At 58.9% G+C, this 17,228-nt stretch carries 15 protein-coding genes and 1 tRNA gene; 6 read left to right on the plus strand and 10 right to left on the minus strand.

Annotated features, from left to right (window positions below):
- Positions 1 to 48: 48 nt before the first annotated feature.
- The gene (locus EDC26_RS08940; RefSeq protein ID WP_132581667.1) at positions 49 to 1,308 is read left to right on the plus strand and encodes a class I SAM-dependent methyltransferase; all 1,260 of its coding nucleotides are present in this window, start codon (positions 49 to 51) and stop codon (positions 1,306 to 1,308) included.
- 632 nt (positions 1,309 to 1,940) lie between these two features.
- Here EDC26_RS08940 and EDC26_RS08945 read toward each other — a convergent pair.
- From EDC26_RS08945 to radC, 5 genes are all read right to left on the minus strand, one after another.
- Positions 1,941 to 3,353 carry an MATE family efflux transporter gene (locus EDC26_RS08945; RefSeq protein ID WP_132581669.1) on the minus strand — a complete coding sequence of 471 codons (1,413 nt, stop codon included), beginning with the start codon at positions 3,351 to 3,353 and terminating at the stop codon, positions 1,941 to 1,943.
- Complete coding sequence (locus EDC26_RS08950) at positions 3,350 to 5,119, minus strand: ArnT family glycosyltransferase (RefSeq protein ID WP_132581671.1); 1,770 nt, start codon at positions 5,117 to 5,119, stop codon at positions 3,350 to 3,352. Before EDC26_RS08950 ends, EDC26_RS08945 begins: the two co-directional genes overlap by 4 nt.
- A 97-nt stretch (positions 5,120 to 5,216) precedes the next feature.
- On the minus strand, positions 5,217 to 5,483 hold the full coding sequence (locus tag EDC26_RS08955) for a type B 50S ribosomal protein L31 (protein WP_132581673.1): 267 nt from the start codon (positions 5,481 to 5,483) through the stop codon (positions 5,217 to 5,219).
- Positions 5,484 to 5,728: 245 nt separating this feature from the next.
- Positions 5,729 to 6,361 carry an arylformamidase gene (gene kynB / locus EDC26_RS08960; RefSeq protein WP_132581675.1) on the minus strand — a complete coding sequence of 211 codons (633 nt, stop codon included), beginning with the start codon at positions 6,359 to 6,361 and terminating at the stop codon, positions 5,729 to 5,731.
- A gap of 60 nt (positions 6,362 to 6,421) precedes the next feature.
- A complete protein-coding gene (radC, locus tag EDC26_RS08965) occupies positions 6,422 to 7,099 on the minus strand; it encodes a RadC family protein (RefSeq protein ID WP_132581677.1) in 678 nt (225 codons plus the stop codon).
- A gap of 73 nt (positions 7,100 to 7,172) precedes the next feature.
- On the opposite strand from radC, the gene EDC26_RS08970 reads away from it, so the two are divergent.
- A complete protein-coding gene (locus tag EDC26_RS08970) occupies positions 7,173 to 7,628 on the plus strand; it encodes an FKBP-type peptidyl-prolyl cis-trans isomerase (protein ID WP_165930980.1) in 456 nt (151 codons plus the stop codon).
- Positions 7,628 to 8,590 carry a 4-hydroxy-3-methylbut-2-enyl diphosphate reductase gene (gene ispH / locus EDC26_RS08975; RefSeq protein ID WP_132581681.1) on the plus strand — a complete coding sequence of 321 codons (963 nt, stop codon included), beginning with the start codon at positions 7,628 to 7,630 and terminating at the stop codon, positions 8,588 to 8,590. Before EDC26_RS08970 ends, ispH begins: the two co-directional genes overlap by 1 nt.
- Before the next feature lie 47 nt (positions 8,591 to 8,637).
- Here ispH and EDC26_RS08980 read toward each other — a convergent pair whose 3' ends face one another.
- The gene (locus EDC26_RS08980; RefSeq protein WP_132581683.1) at positions 8,638 to 9,234 is read right to left on the minus strand and encodes a 2-hydroxychromene-2-carboxylate isomerase; all 597 of its coding nucleotides are present in this window, start codon (positions 9,232 to 9,234) and stop codon (positions 8,638 to 8,640) included.
- A gap of 179 nt (positions 9,235 to 9,413) precedes the next feature.
- Here EDC26_RS08980 and EDC26_RS08985 point away from each other — a divergent pair, with 179 nt between their 5' ends.
- From EDC26_RS08985 to EDC26_RS20580, 3 genes are all read left to right on the plus strand, one after another.
- Complete coding sequence (locus EDC26_RS08985) at positions 9,414 to 10,862, plus strand: YdgA family protein (RefSeq protein ID WP_165930968.1); 1,449 nt, start codon at positions 9,414 to 9,416, stop codon at positions 10,860 to 10,862.
- A 146-nt stretch (positions 10,863 to 11,008) separates the two neighbouring features.
- Positions 11,009 to 11,084: transfer RNA gene (locus EDC26_RS08990), tRNA-Thr, on the plus strand.
- A gap of 327 nt (positions 11,085 to 11,411) precedes the next feature.
- On the plus strand, positions 11,412 to 11,576 hold the full coding sequence (locus EDC26_RS20580; protein ID WP_425012481.1) for a FitA-like ribbon-helix-helix domain-containing protein: 165 nt from the start codon (positions 11,412 to 11,414) through the stop codon (positions 11,574 to 11,576).
- On the opposite strand, the gene ycaO is transcribed toward EDC26_RS20580, so the two are convergent.
- The 4 genes from ycaO to EDC26_RS09010 form a co-directional block, all read right to left on the minus strand.
- Positions 11,543 to 13,267 carry a 30S ribosomal protein S12 methylthiotransferase accessory factor YcaO gene (gene ycaO / locus EDC26_RS08995; protein WP_132581687.1) on the minus strand — a complete coding sequence of 575 codons (1,725 nt, stop codon included), beginning with the start codon at positions 13,265 to 13,267 and terminating at the stop codon, positions 11,543 to 11,545. The two genes, EDC26_RS20580 and ycaO, sit on opposite strands and share 34 nt — an antisense overlap.
- A 173-nt stretch (positions 13,268 to 13,440) precedes the next feature.
- Positions 13,441 to 14,586 (minus strand): mandelate racemase/muconate lactonizing enzyme family protein, encoded by a 1,146-nt coding sequence (locus EDC26_RS09000; protein ID WP_132581689.1) that lies wholly within the window; start codon positions 14,584 to 14,586, stop codon positions 13,441 to 13,443.
- A gap of 27 nt (positions 14,587 to 14,613) precedes the next feature.
- Positions 14,614 to 16,233: a GMC family oxidoreductase gene (locus EDC26_RS09005; RefSeq protein WP_132581691.1), complete on the minus strand. Its 1,620-nt coding sequence runs from the start codon at positions 16,231 to 16,233 to the stop codon at positions 14,614 to 14,616.
- Positions 16,230 to 17,216 carry an ABC transporter substrate-binding protein gene (locus EDC26_RS09010; RefSeq protein WP_132581693.1) on the minus strand — a complete coding sequence of 329 codons (987 nt, stop codon included), beginning with the start codon at positions 17,214 to 17,216 and terminating at the stop codon, positions 16,230 to 16,232. Before EDC26_RS09010 ends, EDC26_RS09005 begins: the two co-directional genes overlap by 4 nt.
- Positions 17,217 to 17,228: the final 12 nt, after the last annotated feature.

Consider the following 17,228-nt stretch of genomic DNA (forward strand, 5'->3'; position numbering starts at 1 on the left):
GTTCCGAGTGTATTCGTGATTGCGTGGTTTTAGACTAGGAGGCTGTTTGTGAGTTCGGTTTTTTCGGCTATAGAAAACAAGATCGCGTCTTTGCCGGTATCTCTTGAGCTGGTGCTGCCCGACGGTACGCATTTGGGCAGTCCGGGTTCCCAGGTCCGGATGATGGTTAAAGACAAGGCCAGCCTGATGCATTTGGCAGCGGGGCAGGTGGGGGTGATAGGCGAGGACTATGTTGAGGGCAAGGTGGATATTGACGGGTCCATGCGTGACCTGATGCGTCTTGCCGTAGCTATTTTGCCAGGATCGCCGGTTGATGCAGCGCGCGGCGGCTGGCTGACCAGCCTGGTGCAGAATCTGGTTTCGGTATGGCGGCATTCGATTGAACGCGATGAGCGCCAGATTCAATTTCATTACGATCTGTCCGACGATTTTTATGCGCTGTGGCTCGATCCACGACGGGTGTATTCCTGCGCGTATTTTCGCGAACCCGACATGACAGTTGCGCAGGCACAGGAGGCCAAGCTCGATCATATATGCCGCAAATTGAAGCTGCACGCGGGCGAGCGGATGCTTGACGTAGGGGCGGGTTGGGGCGGTTTGTTACTGTGGGCGGCCGAGCATTACGGGGTGGATGCTACCGGTATTACTTTGTCGAAGAACCAGCATGCTCATGTGAATCGCCTGATCGAGGAAAAAGGCCTTGGCGGGCGGGTTCGGATGCATCTGCTGGATTACCGCAAGCTCGACGAGTCTGTGCCTTATGACAAGATTGCGTCGGTGGGTATGTTCGAACACGTTGGCCGGGCTCAGCTGAAGGGCTATTTTTCGAAACTGCGCCGCCTGGTGCGCCCTGGCGGGCTGGTGCTCAATCATGGCATTACGGCGGGCGGTATTGATAATCCCGAGTTGGGCTCGGGCATGGGCGAGTTTATCGAGAAGTATATATTTCCGGGCGGTGAGCTGACCCACATCAGCAATGTGCTGGCGACGCTTACCGATGGCGGCCTGGAGGATCTGGATGTTGAAAATCTGCGGCCTCATTACGCTCGTACTCTGTGGGCGTGGAGCGATGCGCTCGAGGCACGCTTGCCCGAGGCCCGCGCGATTCTGGGCGGCGAGCAGGGCGAGCGGTCGCTGCGCGCGTATCGTATGTATCTGGCAGGATGCGCCATGGGTTTTGAGCATGGCTGGGTTGCCCTGCATCAGGTAGTGGCGCAACCGATCTCTACGGGGCGTGCCGACGAGCTCGATTATCCGGCCGATCTAAACTACCCTTGGCGGCGCGATTACATTTATCGCCCTCAATAGTTTGTTGCGGCATCTGTAGCGGTACCTTGTAGCGCCACCCCCGTAGCGCCACCCCTTGTGGGTGGCATTCGCTGAAGGTGGCGTTTCTGGTATGTGGCGTTTGACGGGTGGCATTCGCTGCAGGTGGCATTTTTTCGTATCAACCCTATCCGCGTAAAACCTTCTAGCCCCGCGGCATGGCCGGTTAAGGCGGTTCGGGCTCCGACGGGCACGGTCATGGCTGCGCCATGACTCCCCGCGCGCAGGGCCGGCTTCGGGGCGGCGTGCGAACTCGTGGGGCGATCAGTCCACTGGACTGATCGCAAACGTCCCACTCAAACAGCGCACGCCTTGGATCCCCGAAGCCGGCCCTGCGCGCGGCGTGCCCGAGTCGCCCGCCCCACCTTAACCGGCCATGCCGCTCGATTGGTGGATGCTCGTGTGGTCGTCGATGATGTAGCGCCACCCCTTGTGGGTGGCATGGCGTCTGTAGGATCGTCTTGGTTATCAACGCTGATGGCAGCCACAAGGGCTGCCACTACAAGCGGCGGGTACGTTTTTGTAGCGGCACCCCTTGTGGGTGCCAGAATCTTGACACATCAAGACGGCTCCTTCACTAAAACATTGGCACATCTAAAACATTGGCACATTACCTAGTGAAGCATTTTTCTCGCATGCAGAGCGACTACCCGCCAGTACCAGCCGTGCAGCAGCAGGGCTGAAAGGCCCAGGCCGACCAGGGCCATCAGCCACATGGCGGCGGCGCCGGGCGGCGCTCCGGGCATGGTTGACGCGAGCAAGGGCTGAAGGGCGCCTGCGGCGGGGCCGTAGCCCAGCCACCAGCCGCCGACCAAGCCGATGCCGGTCAGGGCTATGATCTGCAGAAGCAAGGGTATGACGGCTACTTTATAGGCCCGCAGCAAATAGGAGCCTATGCATTGCATGGCATCGCATAGATGGAAAAAAGGAAGAATCTGCAGCAAAGTGGCTGCTACGGCGGCAACCCGTATATCGTCGGTATACGCGGCCAGAATCAGTGGGCGACCGACAATCAGCAGGCTGGCGGTGATGAGCGCGCCGGTTATCACCACGACGATTCCGGCCAGCCCTGTTTTGCGGGCGCGGTGAAGGTCGTTGGCGCCTATGGCTTGTGCGGTAAGTGATGCCGACGCGATGCCCACTGCCATGGGCATCATGTAGCACAGGGCCGCCAGGTTGGAAGTGATTTGATGCCCGCCTGATACAAACATGCCTTCGCGGGCCACCAGCAAGGCCATGAAGCTGAAGGCGCAGACTTCCACCAGGTACGAGCCGCCCATCGGCAGCCCGAGGCGCAACAGATCCTTTAGAATCGGCCAGTGTATGCGGCCCAGCGTAGGCTTGAGGCGAGTGTAGTAAGGGTCGTGGTGGATCACCCATAGCCCGGCACCCAAACAAAGCCAGGCTGTTACAGCGGTGGATAGGCCGGCGCCTGCCGCGCCCATCGCCGGCAGCCCGAGTTTGCCGAATATGAAAATCCAGTTGAAGGCGAATTTGAAGGCGACGCTGGTCAGATTGATGATCATGACGGTTTTGGGGCGCGATACGGCCGTGCCCAGCGCGTAGATCGTGCGAAAAACCAGCGTGGCCGGCAAGGCGAGTATCAGAGCCCGCAAATACCAGGTGATGCCCTGGCGCACGGCGGGTTCCACCTGGCCCGACAGCCCTAGCCACACGTTGGGAAACAGCATGGTCAACGCGCCTGCCAGGGACAGGCCCAGCGCCAGCCAGACGCCTTGCCCCCAGGTTTTGCCTACGTCGGTGTAACGTTCGGCGCCGTAGAGCTGCGCCAAAATGGGAATGAGCGCATGCACCACCCCCATCAAGCCGACAAAAATGGTGATATAGATAGAGGCCGCCAGCGCCATGGCCTGCAGATCGGCGGCGCTTGCGTGGCCTGCCATGGTGGTGTCGAGAACACCGAACGCAACACCTGCCCATGAGCTGATGAGCACCGGCCAGGCTTGCCTGAGCGTTTCCCTGATGTAAAGCCAAAAGCGTGCGGGTGGATGCACCGCTGGAGTCATGGCTTGACGATGCGCAGCAAACGGAAGATTTCCCGGCGGTCCGGCCCGCGTTTGCCCTGCCACAGCACCTGGGCTGCGCCCGATTCCGCCGCGCCTGAATAGGCGGCCCGGCCATTTTCAAGGCTTTGTGGCGAGGTTTGCTGCAAAATCAATGTGCAGTGCGAGTCGTAACTGAAATTGATGTTGTTGAAGGCCAGAAAGGAGGCGCGCTGGCCTGAGCCGACTCCCAGGGCACGCACGCATTCATGCGGTCTCTTGTAGGTTTGCAGGGCCGTGCTTAATTGAGCCGATACGTCGCGGTAGCTGCGCACGTAATCGATCGCGGGCATCCAGAGCGTGGCCAGCAGCACCCAGGTCGTAACCAGCCCGCAGGCCGACAAAACCGTTCCGCGCCACAAGGCCAGCGGCTTGGAGTGCAGCCGCCAGCGCACCAGGCCAAGCCACGCCGCGGTTGCCGCCAGCGCGATCAGCACCGCGGCGGGCGCGACATGGGGTTCGTAGCCGGTGGTTTGGCGCGCGATATTGTGGGCGATTTGCGTCGGCCACCCCGTTTGCATGGCTATCCAACCCAGCCATACGGTGGCCGCCGTCAGGGAAAAACACATGACGGCGAACCAGTCCAGCGAATTGACTACGCCGCGGCGCAGCGTCGGCAGTGAAAAGGCGGCAAGAATGGCGACAGGCACAGCCATCAGGCTGTATTCGGGCTCGAATACGTCGGTTAGAAAAAACATGAACGCCAGTGGCCAAAAGGCGAACATCAAGGGGATCCAGATATGGGGAGATGCAAGCCACGAACGCCAGCGCCAGATGGCCAGAATGGCGAATGGCCAGGTCGGCCAAAGAAACCAGGGCAGATCGCGCAAGATGCTTATCGCGGTTTCGTAACGGGGCCAGGAAAAGGAGTTGATATTCCACAGCCACCAGTTTTGCATCCAGTAAGCGCCTATCTGATGGGCGGGAATCCACCATAGGGCCACCAGTGAAATCGCCACTACGGCGGTAATAATCAGCCATTGCTTGCCATGCCACAAAGCGCTGCGCGGCATGAAGATAAAGGGAATGGCCAGCATGATGGGCAGCGCGCCAATCCAGCCTCGGGTTAGAAAGGCCCCCGCCAGAGCTACGCCGAGGGTCACGGCGCCCGATAGCGGGCGGTCCAGCATGCGGGCGACGGCATAAAAAGCCAAGGCCTGAAACGCAATAATGGCAGGCACCTCGGAGGTTTCATGCATGCGCAATAAAATGCCGGCCGTGGCAATAATGAGCAGCAGCGCGGCATCGGCGATCATGCGGCCGTAATCGCGCACCGTAGGCTCGCCGCCGAACGGCAGTGCCAGCGGTTGCGGTTCGGGACGGCGCCCCAGCAGATAGGTGCCATACCATACAGAGCTTGTGACCAGCGCAAACCAGAGAAGGTTGGGCAGGCGCGAGGCAATGATCGAGGCGTTGAGCGACGAGGTGAAATGCTCGAACAACGGGCCGAACAGCCAGATGCTGAAAGCGCCCACCCAGGTCGGCAAGGGGCCATCTTGCGCGTGGGCCAGCACGCCTACCTGGGGAAGCAGCCAGGCGTGCGCCGGGCCATGAAGCGCCGTGAGCATGGTGGCCAGGCCGACGACGTCATCGGTTTTCCACGGATCCCTGAAAAAAAGGCCGGAAAAAATGTAAACGACTCCCAGAACCAGCAACAGGACTCTGGGTAATTTGGTCGTGGCCGGCGCAGTCAGGCGGGCCGGTGTGGATCGGGTGTCGTTGGGTGACACGGAAAGAGGCGCCCCGAAGAGAAAAACAAAGAGGATATCTTAAAGTAAAAAGGCAGCCGCAAGGCTGCCTTCGGTAGACGACGCAGATCGTGTCGGCTTACGATGCCTTTTTGGTGGTGCCTGCGGTGCGGGCGAAGCGGGCGCGGAATTTTTCAACGCGGCCGGTTTCCACGAGACGCGTTTGAGCGCCGGTGTAGAACGGGTGCGATTCGGACGTTACGTCGCACTTGAAAAGCGGGTAGGTTTTCCCGTCGAGCTCGACTGTTTCGCGGCTGGTGAGGGTCGAGCGCGAAATAAATTTGGTGCCGGTTTGCTGATCCAGAAATACCACTTCACGGTATTCGGGGTGGATGCTTGCTTTCATATCGATTCCTGTTATTCGTGGGATATCCATCCCAAATAGTTCGGGTCGCCAGTCAGTTGTCGTTTATACGCCAGCCCGGCGCACCAACTCCGTGCCCCGCCAGGCGCGTTAACCCAGCACCTGACAACGTGCCCTGTAAATAGCCGGCTATTGTAGTATGGAAAGAGCTTATTTGTAAATTTCCTTTTTGGGGGCTTCTTTTTGGGGCCTTCCGAATGGCAGCCACAAGGGCTGCCGCTACATGATCAGCCCAGCGAACGCAACACTGCGCGCACAGGGCTGGCGTCGGCTTCGATAAAGGCCAGGGGAAGCGCAATCAGCTCGTAATCGCCTGCCGGCACATCGTCGAGCACCAGGTTTTCCAATACCCGCATGTCGTGACGCAAAATGGTCTGATGACTATCCAGCGTTTTGCTGGATGCCGGATCGATGCTGGGGGTGTCGATGCCGATCAATCTGGCCCCTTTTTCAGCCAGAAAGGCCACGGTTTCGGGTGCGTAGGCGGAGAATTCGTCGCTCCAGCGGTCGCTGACGGCTCGCCGGGCGGTTCTGACCAGAATGCGTGGCGGCATATCGGCCAGAAAGGGGAGCAAGTCGGCGATGGTGATCAGCGGGCGGCCATGCACGGCATGGATGACCCGGCAGGGCCCCAGGAACGGCTCCAGGTCGACCGCGCCGATGGCCGCACCCGTTGCGTCGTAGTGCAAAGGCGCATCGGCGTGCGCGCCCACGTGCGGCGACAAGGTGATTTCGCTGACGTTGACCGGGCAATCTGCGCCGATTGTCCAGCGCCATTGCTGACGATAAGGCGTGTCGCCGGGAAATACCGGCGAACGGGTGGAAACCGGAGGTGAAATATCCCACAGACGTTTCGTCATGATGGTGCGATCCGCGCTGTCAAAGTATGCAAGTGATTGAAGCTTATACCATTACGGCATTTAAATCTGGCCGCGTTCGGCCATGGATACGGCTTGGCCTGCGGTGATGATCAGGTGGTCGAGCAGGCGGATGTCGACCAGCGCCAGGGCGTGTTTCAGGTGACGGGTGAGCGCCAGGTCGGCTTCGCTGGGTTCGGAGACTCCCGATGGGTGGTTGTGTGCGAGGATCAGGGCGGCGGCGTGATGCCGCAGGCCTGCCTTGATGACCTCGCGCGGATATACCGATGCCTGGGTAAGCGTGCCGCGGGAAATTTCCTCGGCGATGATCAGGCGGTATTGGCTATCGAGGTACAGCGCAATGCAATGCTCGACACGCAGGTGTCCCAGGGCTGCGGTGCAGTAGTGTTTGACGCGCTGCGGCTGATCGAGCGCCTGGCCTGACTTCAGGTCTTCTTCGAGCGCCCGGCGGTTCAGCTCGTTGATGGCGAGCAGTTCGCAGGTTTTGGCCAGGCCCAGCCCGTCTACGGTCATGAGCGTTTGCGCATCGGCGGCCAAAAGGTCGCGCAAGCCGCCAAATCGTGTGATCAGGCGCTGCGCCAGTTCTACGGCGTTGCAGCCTTTGATGCCGGTGCGCAGGATAATCGCCAGCAGTTCAGGAGCCGTTAAAACACGGGCTCCGTGTGTGATCAGGCGTTCGCGTGGACGCTCGGGGGTGGGCAGGGTCGTGTGAAGTGTCATAAGAGGCTCTAAAATAGACGTTATTAGTAATGACCCTGTACGGTGACAGATTTTGACTTCGATTCTTGATTCAGTGAACGCTTTTGTCCGCCCGGATTCCTACCTGACCCTGCATTACCGCATAGTGCTGACTTCGGGCCCTGCCGCCGGATCGGTGTTTGCCGACACCTTTGAGGGTCGCCCCGCTACCCTGCAGATGGGTAGCGGACAGTGGGCGCCGGGTATGGAAGAAGCGTTGGTGGGGCATGCGGACGGCACAAAATTCAGTGTCGAGCTGCCCGCGGCGCAAGCCTATGGCGACCGCAATCCCGACCTGCTGCAGCGCGTGACGCAGACCATGCTGGCCGCCAATGCCGCCCCCGACACTCGGTTTCAGCCCGGCGATCTGGTCGAATTCACCGCACCCAACGGCGGCCGCTATTCGGGCGTGCTCAAAGAGATGGGGGATGCCTGGGCGTTGTTCGATTTCAACCATCCGCTGGCGGGTGCCGACCTGCGGATTGATGTTGCTTTATTAGGGGTGCTGTGATGCTTGCGCCGGAAAAAGAAGCGCCCGATGGCCTTGAAGTCGTTCTGGCCCAGCCGCGAGGGTTTTGCGCGGGCGTGGACCGCGCGATCGATATCGTCGAGCGGGCCCTCGAAATACATGGGGCGCCTATTTATGTGCGCCATGAGATCGTGCACAACCGTTATGTCGTGCAGGATCTGAAAGCCAAAGGGGCTATTTTCATCAACGAGCTGCACGAAGCGCCCAAGGGCGCCATCGTTGTCTTTTCTGCGCACGGCGTAGCCCGCGCTGTGCGCGACGAGGCGTTGAGCATGGGTCTGAAGGTGTTCGACGCAACCTGCCCGTTGGTCACCAAAGTCCACGTTGAGGTCGCCAAAATGCGCGCGGCCGGGCGGGAAATCATCATGATTGGGCATCGCGGGCACCCGGAGGTCGAGGGTACGCTGGGCCAGGCCGATGGCGGCATGTACCTGGTGGAAACGGTGCAGGACGTGGCGGCGCTGCAGGTGCGCGATCCCGACAATCTGGCGTTCGTGACCCAAACCACTTTGTCCGTAGACGATGCCGCTGCGGTCGCTCACGCTCTGCGCACTCGTTTCCCGACGATTATCGAACCCAAGAAAAGCGATATTTGCTATGCCACGCAAAACCGCCAGGACGCCGTCAAGATGATGGCGCCCGACTGCGATCTGGTGTTGGTGGTGGGCAGCACCAATAGCTCCAATTCGAATCGCCTGCGCGAGGTCGCCGAGCGCAAGGGCGCGGTCGCACATCTTATCGATGGCCCCGACATGATCGATCCGGCCTGGCTGGCGCAGGCCCGGCGAGTGGGCGTCACGGCCGGAGCCTCTGCGCCTGAAATACTGGTGCAGCAGGTCATTGTCCGCCTTAAAGAGCTGGGCGCGGGTTCCGTGCGTGCCTTGTCCGGAGCCCTGGAAAACGTATCATTTCCCTTGCCCAAAGAGCTGTCGCGCAAGTTGTGATCATGTGACGGCACCCCTTGTGGGTGCCATCGACGAACCCGTTGCCATCACCGCTGCAACCATTTCCGAATATAGTCAAAACGGTCGAACCCCCAAAAGGGTTCGTCGTCGACAAAAATAAAAGGCGCGCCGAACACGCCGCGGGCGGTGGCCGCTTCTATCTGTTCCTTCAGGGCCGTTTTAATCTGGTCTTGTTGTATGCCGGCCGCCAGCTCGGCCGTGTCTATACCTATATCGTTCGCCAGTGCCAAAACCACATCGACATTGCCGATATCCTGCTGCCCGGCGAAATAGGCGCGATAAGCCGCATGCGCGAATTGCCGGGCACGGGCCTCGCCCAGATTCTTTTCGATCCATACCATGGAGCGCGCCGCAGTGACCGTGGAAATCGGGAATTGGGCGGGCTGCACGTACGGGATGTCAAAGAGGGCGGCGGTGCGCGCAAAATCGTGCATCGCGTAGCTTCCTTTGATTGGCACCTGGGCAACGGGCAACACCCCCATTTGCTTGAATACCGGCCCCAGCAGGATGGGGTGCCAGCGCACGGTACGCCCAAATTCGGCCGCCAGATCATCGATGCGCGTGCTGGCGCAGTAGGCGTAGGGTGAAGAAAAATCAAAATAAAAATCGAATGGAGTCTTCATGACGTCTGATCGTGCCCGGCAAAAGTGATGAAAGAGTGGATCGCCACGCGGGCAGCCCGCTTAAAGTGTATACCGTGGCGCCATGGCCTATATGCCGTGCAGCCGCCTATTGGTTATGATGCGTCTGTATGGCGCGTTTGGACGCGCCAGTTGGCTCATCACATTTCAGCAGGCTATCAATGAAAACAAGCGCAAAGCTACTTGGCATCGTCGTGGTTCTGGGGGTTGCCTATACGGGCTCCTCCTGGTACGTGGGCAAGCGGGCTCAAACCGTTATTGAGCAGGCCGTCGTTCAAGCCAATCAGCGTCTGGTCAAAATGCTGGGCCCGGACCTGGGCGGTAGCGGTTTGAAGGTTTCCATCGTCGATTACAAGCGTGGTGTGTTTTCGTCTGACGTCGTCTATACGCTGGCGATGATAGGTAATGACGGCAAGCCCATGGAATTCAAATTGGCCGATCATCTGCAGCACGGCCCATTCCCCATCGAGGCGCTGCGCGCCGGCAGCGCTATGCCCATGCTGGCTTACAGCCAGGCACAATTGATGCCTACTGCGGCCACCCAAAAATGGTTCGATAGCGCCAAGGGCGAGGCTCCCGTGGCCGCCGTCACCAAAATCGGTTTCTCGGGGCAAGGCGATTCCCAGTGGGATCTGAAGCCTTTGACCTATGCCGAGGATGGCACCAGCACCCAATTCAGCGGCGGCAAGGTCAATATCGTTTTTTCGCAGGACTACAAAAACAGCACGGTATCGGGCCGGTTTGACTCGCTTGGGTTTGCTCAGACGCAGCCTCGCGAAGAGGTGCAGATCAAAGGCATTGTGTTAGGCAGCAAAACCACGACGCCCGCCGAGGGCGTCACCCATATTCAAAACAGCCTTAACGCCGACAGCATGGCTTTCTCGTCCGACAGTGACGAGCCTGTGCAGGTCCAAAAACTGGCTGTTGGGCTTAACACGCAACAAAAAGACCAGCTGCTCGATGCCGACTTGCATTACGAGCTGGGGCAGGTCAGTGCCGCGAAGGCCGATCTGGGCAGCATGTCCTTTACCGGCCGGGCCAGCCACTTCAATATCGACGCAGTCAATGCGCTGGCCAACCAGTACAACGCGTTCAAGGCCGCGCACGGGGTCCAAAATGACGAAGACCTGCAACTGACTGACGCCGAGTCCGCCACACTGCGTGAAAAATTCATGGATGTGCTGGCCAGCAACCCTTCGGTTTCGGTTGACTCGCTGGTGTGGAAAAACGACAAAGGCGAAAGCACGGCGTCGCTGAAGCTTGATCTAAGCAGCCCCTCTGACAAGGCGGCCGCTGCCCAGGCCGGCCTTGACACCTTGTTGCCGCAGATCCTGAAACAGATCGCGCTGAATTTCTCGATTTCCAAACCCATGCTGTCCAGGTTGGCCAGCCAGTTGCAGGGCGGGACGCAAGCCAATCCACAAGCCGATGCGGTGGGCGGAATGCTGTTCGATGCCTATGCGGGCAAGCTGCAGGCAGCTGGCTTGGCCAAAGTGGATGGCGACAAGGCAGTGGCCGCGATCAAATACGAAAATAACAGCGTCGACGTCAACGGCAAAAAAATGTCGGTGATGGAATTTGCGCAAAGGGCCATGGCGGTGGCCATGTAGGGTGTGCGAGCGTGTGCGGCCTGCTCGTCGCATTTACGGGCAGTGCTGGCTCAAGGCCCCGACCTTGTGTCCTTATCGACCATGACAAATGTGTATAATAGCGGGCTTGGTCGGGATGGCTCGGGTGTAGCCCCGTCATCTGCGAAGCCGATGTAGCTCAGTTGGTAGAGCAGCTCATTCGTAATGAGAAGGTCGAGGGTTCGACTCCTTTCATCGGCACCAGAAAAATCAAACACTTGCGCCAATTCTTCGGAGTTGGCGTTTTTGTTGGGGTCACGCGGGGGTTATGGAATCCATACGTCACTATGCATCTTCCCCCAAAAAGAAAGCACACTAGAGCATTTTTGGTCAACCGGTATACGGCGCGGGATGTCTGGGTGTTTGGCCGGACGTATTGGTATCTGAAAATGCCGTCTATGGGGGCAGGGGCTGGGCCGGCACGGCGTGATTGATCCGGATCTGCCTCGTCGCGGGCGTCGGGCCAAACTCGCTACGCCGAAGCCTGCGGACAGCGCCTGGTAATTCGGTTTGAGCCGAAGGGAAAGCATCATGCCTGATTTGAGTAACGCCACTATTCTCACTATCCGCAATGTTCCATATGAGGTACACCGCGCTTTGCGCGTGCGTGCAGCGTGCGCGAACGTAATTTCAGAACCGTTGTGGCATGCACCGATATCAGCCTATGCCTTATCACCCGCAAATAATTTATCGTAAGCCGTCAGCAGCGTCTGGTGCATGGCGCTGCCCTGCATATCCGGGCCCAACGCTTCCAGCCCGAAGAAACGTTCGCTGCGGTCAAGCAGGGCCTGGGCCTGGCGTACCGTGGCTGCGCCATACATCATCACCAGCGAGCGCTGGTAGTTCTCTGCGTTTTCGACGTTAAGCATGCTTTCAATGCAGCGATACACCAGGCGGCGCGCGGGGTTCAGATCGTTAAAGTGGTGGATCCAGTCGCAGCCTTCCCGGGTGGCGTCTTCATCACCCACAGCGAGCGCAAGCAACGTTTTCAGTTCACCGATGCGCAGTTGCTTCCATGGCGTGCCCACGGGAATCGCCAGACCCAGAATTTCCCAGAGCGGGCGCTCATCATTCAGGTTCATGGTTTGCAGGTCGGACAGCAATTGGGTCGCGTCGGCATCGCTTAGATCGGACAGGCGCAGCAGTGCAGGGCGAATGGCATTGCCGATGCTATTGTTTTCCCACTCGAGATCTTCGACCGGATAAATTTCGGACATGCCGGGCACCAGGATGCGGCAACTGTAGGCACCTTGCTCGCTGAAGTCGGACACGTAAATGTCTTTACCCTCGCCGTGAATGCATTGCACAAGCCAATGGTAGTCTTCCTCGGTGGTGGTGCCGAAGTTCCAGTCGGCAAACGCGAAGTCCGGTGTATTGCCCATGAAGTTCCAGCTGATCACACCGCTGGAATCGACAAAATGAATTTCCAGATTGGAGACGGCATTGATCTCGCTCATGTCAAAGCCAGGCTCGGGAAAGCCCTCCAGCGAGTCCAGCGCGCGGCCTTGCAGCAGTTCGGTCATGGCGCGCTCGAGCGCGATCTCCAGGCGTGGGTGTGCGCCGTAGCTGGAAAATACGCCTTGATCTTTCGGGTGCACCAGCGTGACATTCATGACGGGATAGCGTCCGCCCAGCGAAGCATCCTTGACCATGATGCCAAAACCCGCCTGACGCAAGCCTGCGATGCCGGCCTTAATGTTCGGGAAGCGCGCAATCACTTCGTCGGGCACTTCGGGCAGGCACAGCGCTTCGCTGATGACGCGGTACTTGATGTGGCGCTCGAAAATCTCGGACAGGGCCTGGGTGCGCGCTTCCATCAGGGTGTTGCCTGCCGCCATTCCATTACTGACGTACAGATTGCCGATGATATTGACGGGGATGTAAACCTGGACGCTGTCGCGAAGGCGCGTGTAGGGCAGGGTGCAGATGCCGCGCTTCACATGGCCGGAATTCAGGTCGACCAGCACTTCGCCGTCGATTTCGCCCTCGGGGTTGTAGAACGCACGCAACTCGGAGTTAAGCATTTCATCGGGCCATTTGCCGTCCGATGTGGGTGCAAACCAGCGCTCTTGCGGATAGTGCACGAAAGGACGGTTGGCACGGGTTTCGCCCAGATAAAAGTGGGTCCAGAAATAATGGGTGCCCAGGCGCTCGAAAAATTCGCCGTAAGCGCTGGCGCGCGCCGCCAGTTCGGTCGCGCCCTTGCCGTTTGAAAACAGCATTGGGCAGTCATTGTCCTTCATGTGGGTGGACCAGATGCCGTCGACTTCGTGCAGCAGGGAGGATTCATTTAGCCGGAACCCGCGAGCCGCCAGCTTTTTCTGCATGGTGTCGATAGTCGATTCGAGCGAGGCGTCTTTGCCGGGGATAAAGCTTTGGGTTTGCATAGGAGCTCAGTGAGGGTGCGGAAAATAGGCGCCGCTTGTCGGCGCCCGGGTAAAAGGGCGACCGAACGCTGAATTGTTCATGAGGCCATGCAATGCTTGATGTGGGCTGTGAGTGTAGCAGTTGGGAGTTCGGTGCGGATCGAGGTCTGTCGCTGCGAAATATCAGGACGATGTTACCGATGTTTCACCAGAAAGCCTCGCGCTGCATCAAGATCCGGCGTAATCCCGAGGCCGGGTTGATCCGACAGTGTGATAGTTCCATTATCAGGTCGCAGGTAGGGGGTGGCGAATAGATCGCGCAAGGGATTCGGATTGGAATCCACCTCGACATAGCCTGAACTGCCCATTATGGCTTTGAACTGCATTGATGCGATCAGGCCGACGCCGCCGCCCAGCCAATGGGGACAAAACATGCGGCCGTGGTCGATGGCGCGCTGGGCCACTGGCAGGCAGCCGCTGAAACCGCCCCATTTGCCCAGATCGGGTTGAATCACGGCAAACACTCCAGATGCGATAGCGGCGGAAAATTCCTCCGTACTGCGCATGTTTTCGCCGGCAGCGATAGGAATAGGAGATGCTTTGGCCAGGCTCTGCCAGTCCGCTAATGTGTGATCCGCCCGGATCGGCTCCTCCATCCAGATGGGGTTGAATGGAGCGAGTCGGCGGCTCATTTCCAAGGCTGCTTCGGGTGTCCATGCCTGATTCGCGTCAATCATAAGAACCGTGCCGGATCCGAACAGTTCGCGCAGTGCGCGAAGATTGGCGATATCGCGTTCAGTGCCAAACCCAACCTTTAGCTTGAAGCTGCGGTAGCCTTCCCTATGTTTGATAGCGGCCAGTTTCTCGGGTTGGGCAGGGCTGAGGCCCGAAGCATAGGTTTGTACCTGCGGCGCGCCGCCGAAGAGTTTCCATAACGGCTGGTTCAGACGCTTGGCGGCCAGATCCCATAGCGCCATATCGGTGCCGGCAATGGCTTGCGCAATAGTTCCCGGTTCACCGCATTGAATAGCCAGCACCTCCAAGCGTCGACTCAGTGCTTCAAAGGCGTGCGTCGGATGTGCCCATTCCTGCTCCAGCAGGATGGGTGCAATGCAGGATTCAAGCATACGCGCGCGATGCTCGGCGCCCACATTGGGAAAATTGCACCATATTTCGCCCCAGCCAACCATACCCTCATGGTCTTCCGCCCTGACCAGTACGGCCGGACGGTCGTACATCGTTCCAAAAGACGTTTGCACCGGGTCGGCGATGGGGGCGCGATACACGAGCGCGTCCACTTTTGCCAGGTGGATGGGAAGAGAGTCTGGAAATACATACATGCTGGGCGTGCCCTTATAGGCTATTTGCTATGGGCTGGTGAGAATCAGATCAGCGCCTTTTTCACCGATCATGATGGATGCGGCATTGGTGTTGGCCGACACGATTTCGGGCATTATGGAAGCGTCGATCACGCGCAGCCGCTGTACGCCGCGTACCTTCAATGTTGGGTCGACCACTGCGTCCCTGTCCGAACCCATCCGGCAGGTGCCTACGGGATGAAATACCGTTCCGCCCGCTTCGCGCGCGAAATTGACGAGGTCGCTGCGCGTCTTGCGGTGTGATCCGGGAAGCACCTCGCCGTCGATCAGTTCGCGAAACGCGGGTTGGGAATATATTTCGCGCAGCATCTCTACGCCGGCCGCAAGGGTGCTGCGGTCGATCTCTTCGCTCAGGTAGCGGGTTTCGATACGCGGAGGAGCCAACGGGTCTGCCGAGCGGATCTGCAGTCGTCCACGCGAGGCGGGGCGGCATTGGCAGGCTGACGCGGTGAATCCCGGGTAGTCATGCAGCGGCGTGCCGGGTTTGTCGACGGACAGGGGCATGACGTTGAACTGCATATCGGCGCGATCCTGCCGCGCGTATTCGGTTTTGGCGAATCCGCCGACCTGCCCGGCGCCGACGGTCAGTGGGCCAGACCGTTTGAACATCCATTCCAGTCCCATTTCCGCCAGCTTGAGCGGATTACGCACATCGTTATTAAGCGATAGTTTTTTCTTCAGCCGGACGATGGTGCGTGCCTGATAATGGTCTTTCAGGTTTTCTCCAACCTCGGGGGCATCGACGACCACCTTGATGCCGTGCTCTTCCAGAAGGGCTGCCGGGCCTATGCCTGACAGCTGCAATAACTGCGGCGACTGAATTGTGCCGGCGGAAAGGATCACCTCGCGCTCGGCACGGGCCCGGCGGGTTTCACCGTTCTGGCCCCATTCGACACCTGTCGCTGTTGTGCCATCGAATAGGACGCGGTACAGGTGCGCCTGTGTCAGCACAGTGAGATTGGCCCGGTGTTGTGCCGGCCGCAGAAAGGCTACGGCCGAGCTGGAGCGCCAGCCATTCCTGATGGTGAGCTGATAGGCTCCAACACCATAATCGGTCGCCGCGTTGAAGTCGCTGTTCAGCGGCAGTCCGAACTGCTGGCCGGCTTGGACCCACGCGTTGCAGTAGATATGATCGTTCTTCAGATCCGAGACGCCCAGTTCGCCGCGGCCGCCATGGTAGTCGTTTTCGCCGTGCTCGTAGCCTTCGGAACGTTTGAAAAACGGCAACACCGAGCGATATTCCCACCCGCTTGCGCCGAGATTCGCCCAGTTGTCGTAATCCTGGTGCTGTCCCCGGATGTAGAGCAGGCCGTTGATGGAGCTCGAGCCGCCCAGCACCCGGCCGCGGGGCCAGATGATGTTGCGGCCCGCCGAGCCTTCGCAGGGCTCGGTATCGAAGAGCCGGGAAAATCGTTGATCGTAGATGGTCTTGAAATACCCCACAGGAAGGTGCAGCCAGAAGTTCCGGTTGGGTTTGCCTGCTTCGATCAGCAACACCTTGACCGAGGGATTTTCAGATAATCGGTTGGCTAGCACACAGCCTGCCGAGCCCGCACCGACGATGATGTAATCGTAGGCGGGCTCGTTCCCGTTTTGCCCGGAATTCATGACTTCATTACCTTGAGATAGAGTTTTGGATCAAAGTATTGCGAGGCCGGTACAGCATCCGAAATATGCGCGAAGTCCACGAAAAAGTCGGTCACCTTCTGTAGCCATTTCGTGACTGTGCCGTCTGCATAAAGTTTGGCCCACTCTTTTGACGTGAACATTTTTTGCGCATGGAATTGTTCCTTGAGATCGGCCAAAGGAACATTGGGATAGTGCTTGGCCTGGAGCTGGATCAGAGCCTTGTCCGGATTGGCGACGAAATAGTCGTTAGCGCTGACCCAGGCGCGAATGATGCGCTCGAGCACGTCCTTCTCCTTGTCGTAGAAGTCGTTGCGCGCAGCCCAGCCGTCGACAATCGCTGCCTTGGGGTAGTAGGCTGATGCGTCGCCCAGCATTTTTGCACCAGGCGATTTGTTGCGGATCGGAATATTGAAGGGCACCCACAGCGCTACAGCCGGTACGGCTTTGGAAATGAAAGCAGTGACCGCATCGGGCATACGCTGGTTGACGAGCTGCACGTCTTTCTTGGGATCAATCCCATGGGCACGTAGCGCAGTGTCCAGGAACACATGGGCGGTGGTCCCGGCCGTGGTAGAGATTTTCTTGCCTTTTAAATCGGCCCAGTCGTGGATGCCCATGTCGGGATGCACCCATAGTTGTGCGGTGGCGAATTCGATGTCATTGATCAGGAATACCTTGCCTTGACCTCGAGCCGGAAAATTCGACATGACGGCGCCTGTGCTCAGCACGTCGATGCTGCCGCCGCTCATGGCCTGGAACAGTTCAAGTCCGGTCTGGAACTGGATGAATTCCATATCCAGGCCTTCCTTCTTCCACAAACCTTGCGAGTCGGCCAGCCACATCTGGCCGTCAACCGCCAAGGTGTGCAGGTATCCGAGCTTCACTTTTTTTGTCTTGGAAAATGCGATCGAAGGTACCGCCGCAGTGGCTGCGGCAAGCTGAATAAAAGTACGGCGTTTCATGGTTTTATCTCC

The sequence above is a fragment of the Paralcaligenes ureilyticus genome, assembly GCF_004346225.1.
GTDB lineage: Bacteria > Pseudomonadota > Gammaproteobacteria > Burkholderiales > Burkholderiaceae_B > Paralcaligenes > Paralcaligenes ureilyticus.

Bases quoted from the DNA above. Each gene is read 5' to 3' on its own strand.
- EDC26_RS08955 (WP_132581673.1), bottom strand. From the start codon at position 5,483: ATGAAAGCAAGCATCCACCCCGAATACCGTGAAGTGGTATTTCTGGAT.
- kynB (WP_132581675.1), bottom strand. From the start codon at position 6,361: ATGACGAAACGTCTGTGGGATATTTCACCTCCGGTTTCCACCCGTTCG.
- ycaO (WP_132581687.1), bottom strand. From the start codon at position 13,267: ATGCAAACCCAAAGCTTTATCCCCGGCAAAGACGCCTCGCTCGAATCG.
- EDC26_RS09000 (WP_132581689.1), bottom strand. From the start codon at position 14,586: ATGTATGTATTTCCAGACTCTCTTCCCATCCACCTGGCAAAAGTGGAC.
- EDC26_RS20580 (WP_425012481.1), top strand. From the start codon at position 11,412: ATGCCTGATTTGAGTAACGCCACTATTCTCACTATCCGCAATGTTCCA.
- EDC26_RS08985 (WP_165930968.1), top strand. From the start codon at position 9,414: ATGAAAACAAGCGCAAAGCTACTTGGCATCGTCGTGGTTCTGGGGGTT.
- EDC26_RS08945 (WP_132581669.1), bottom strand. From the start codon at position 3,353: ATGACTCCAGCGGTGCATCCACCCGCACGCTTTTGGCTTTACATCAGG.
- EDC26_RS09005 (WP_132581691.1), bottom strand. From the start codon at position 16,233: ATGAATTCCGGGCAAAACGGGAACGAGCCCGCCTACGATTACATCATC.
- EDC26_RS08980 (WP_132581683.1), bottom strand. From the start codon at position 9,234: ATGAAGACTCCATTCGATTTTTATTTTGATTTTTCTTCACCCTACGCC.
- ispH (WP_132581681.1), top strand. From the start codon at position 7,628: ATGCTTGCGCCGGAAAAAGAAGCGCCCGATGGCCTTGAAGTCGTTCTG.
- radC (WP_132581677.1), bottom strand. From the start codon at position 7,099: ATGACACTTCACACGACCCTGCCCACCCCCGAGCGTCCACGCGAACGC.
- EDC26_RS09010 (WP_132581693.1), bottom strand. From the start codon at position 17,216: ATGAAACGCCGTACTTTTATTCAGCTTGCCGCAGCCACTGCGGCGGTA.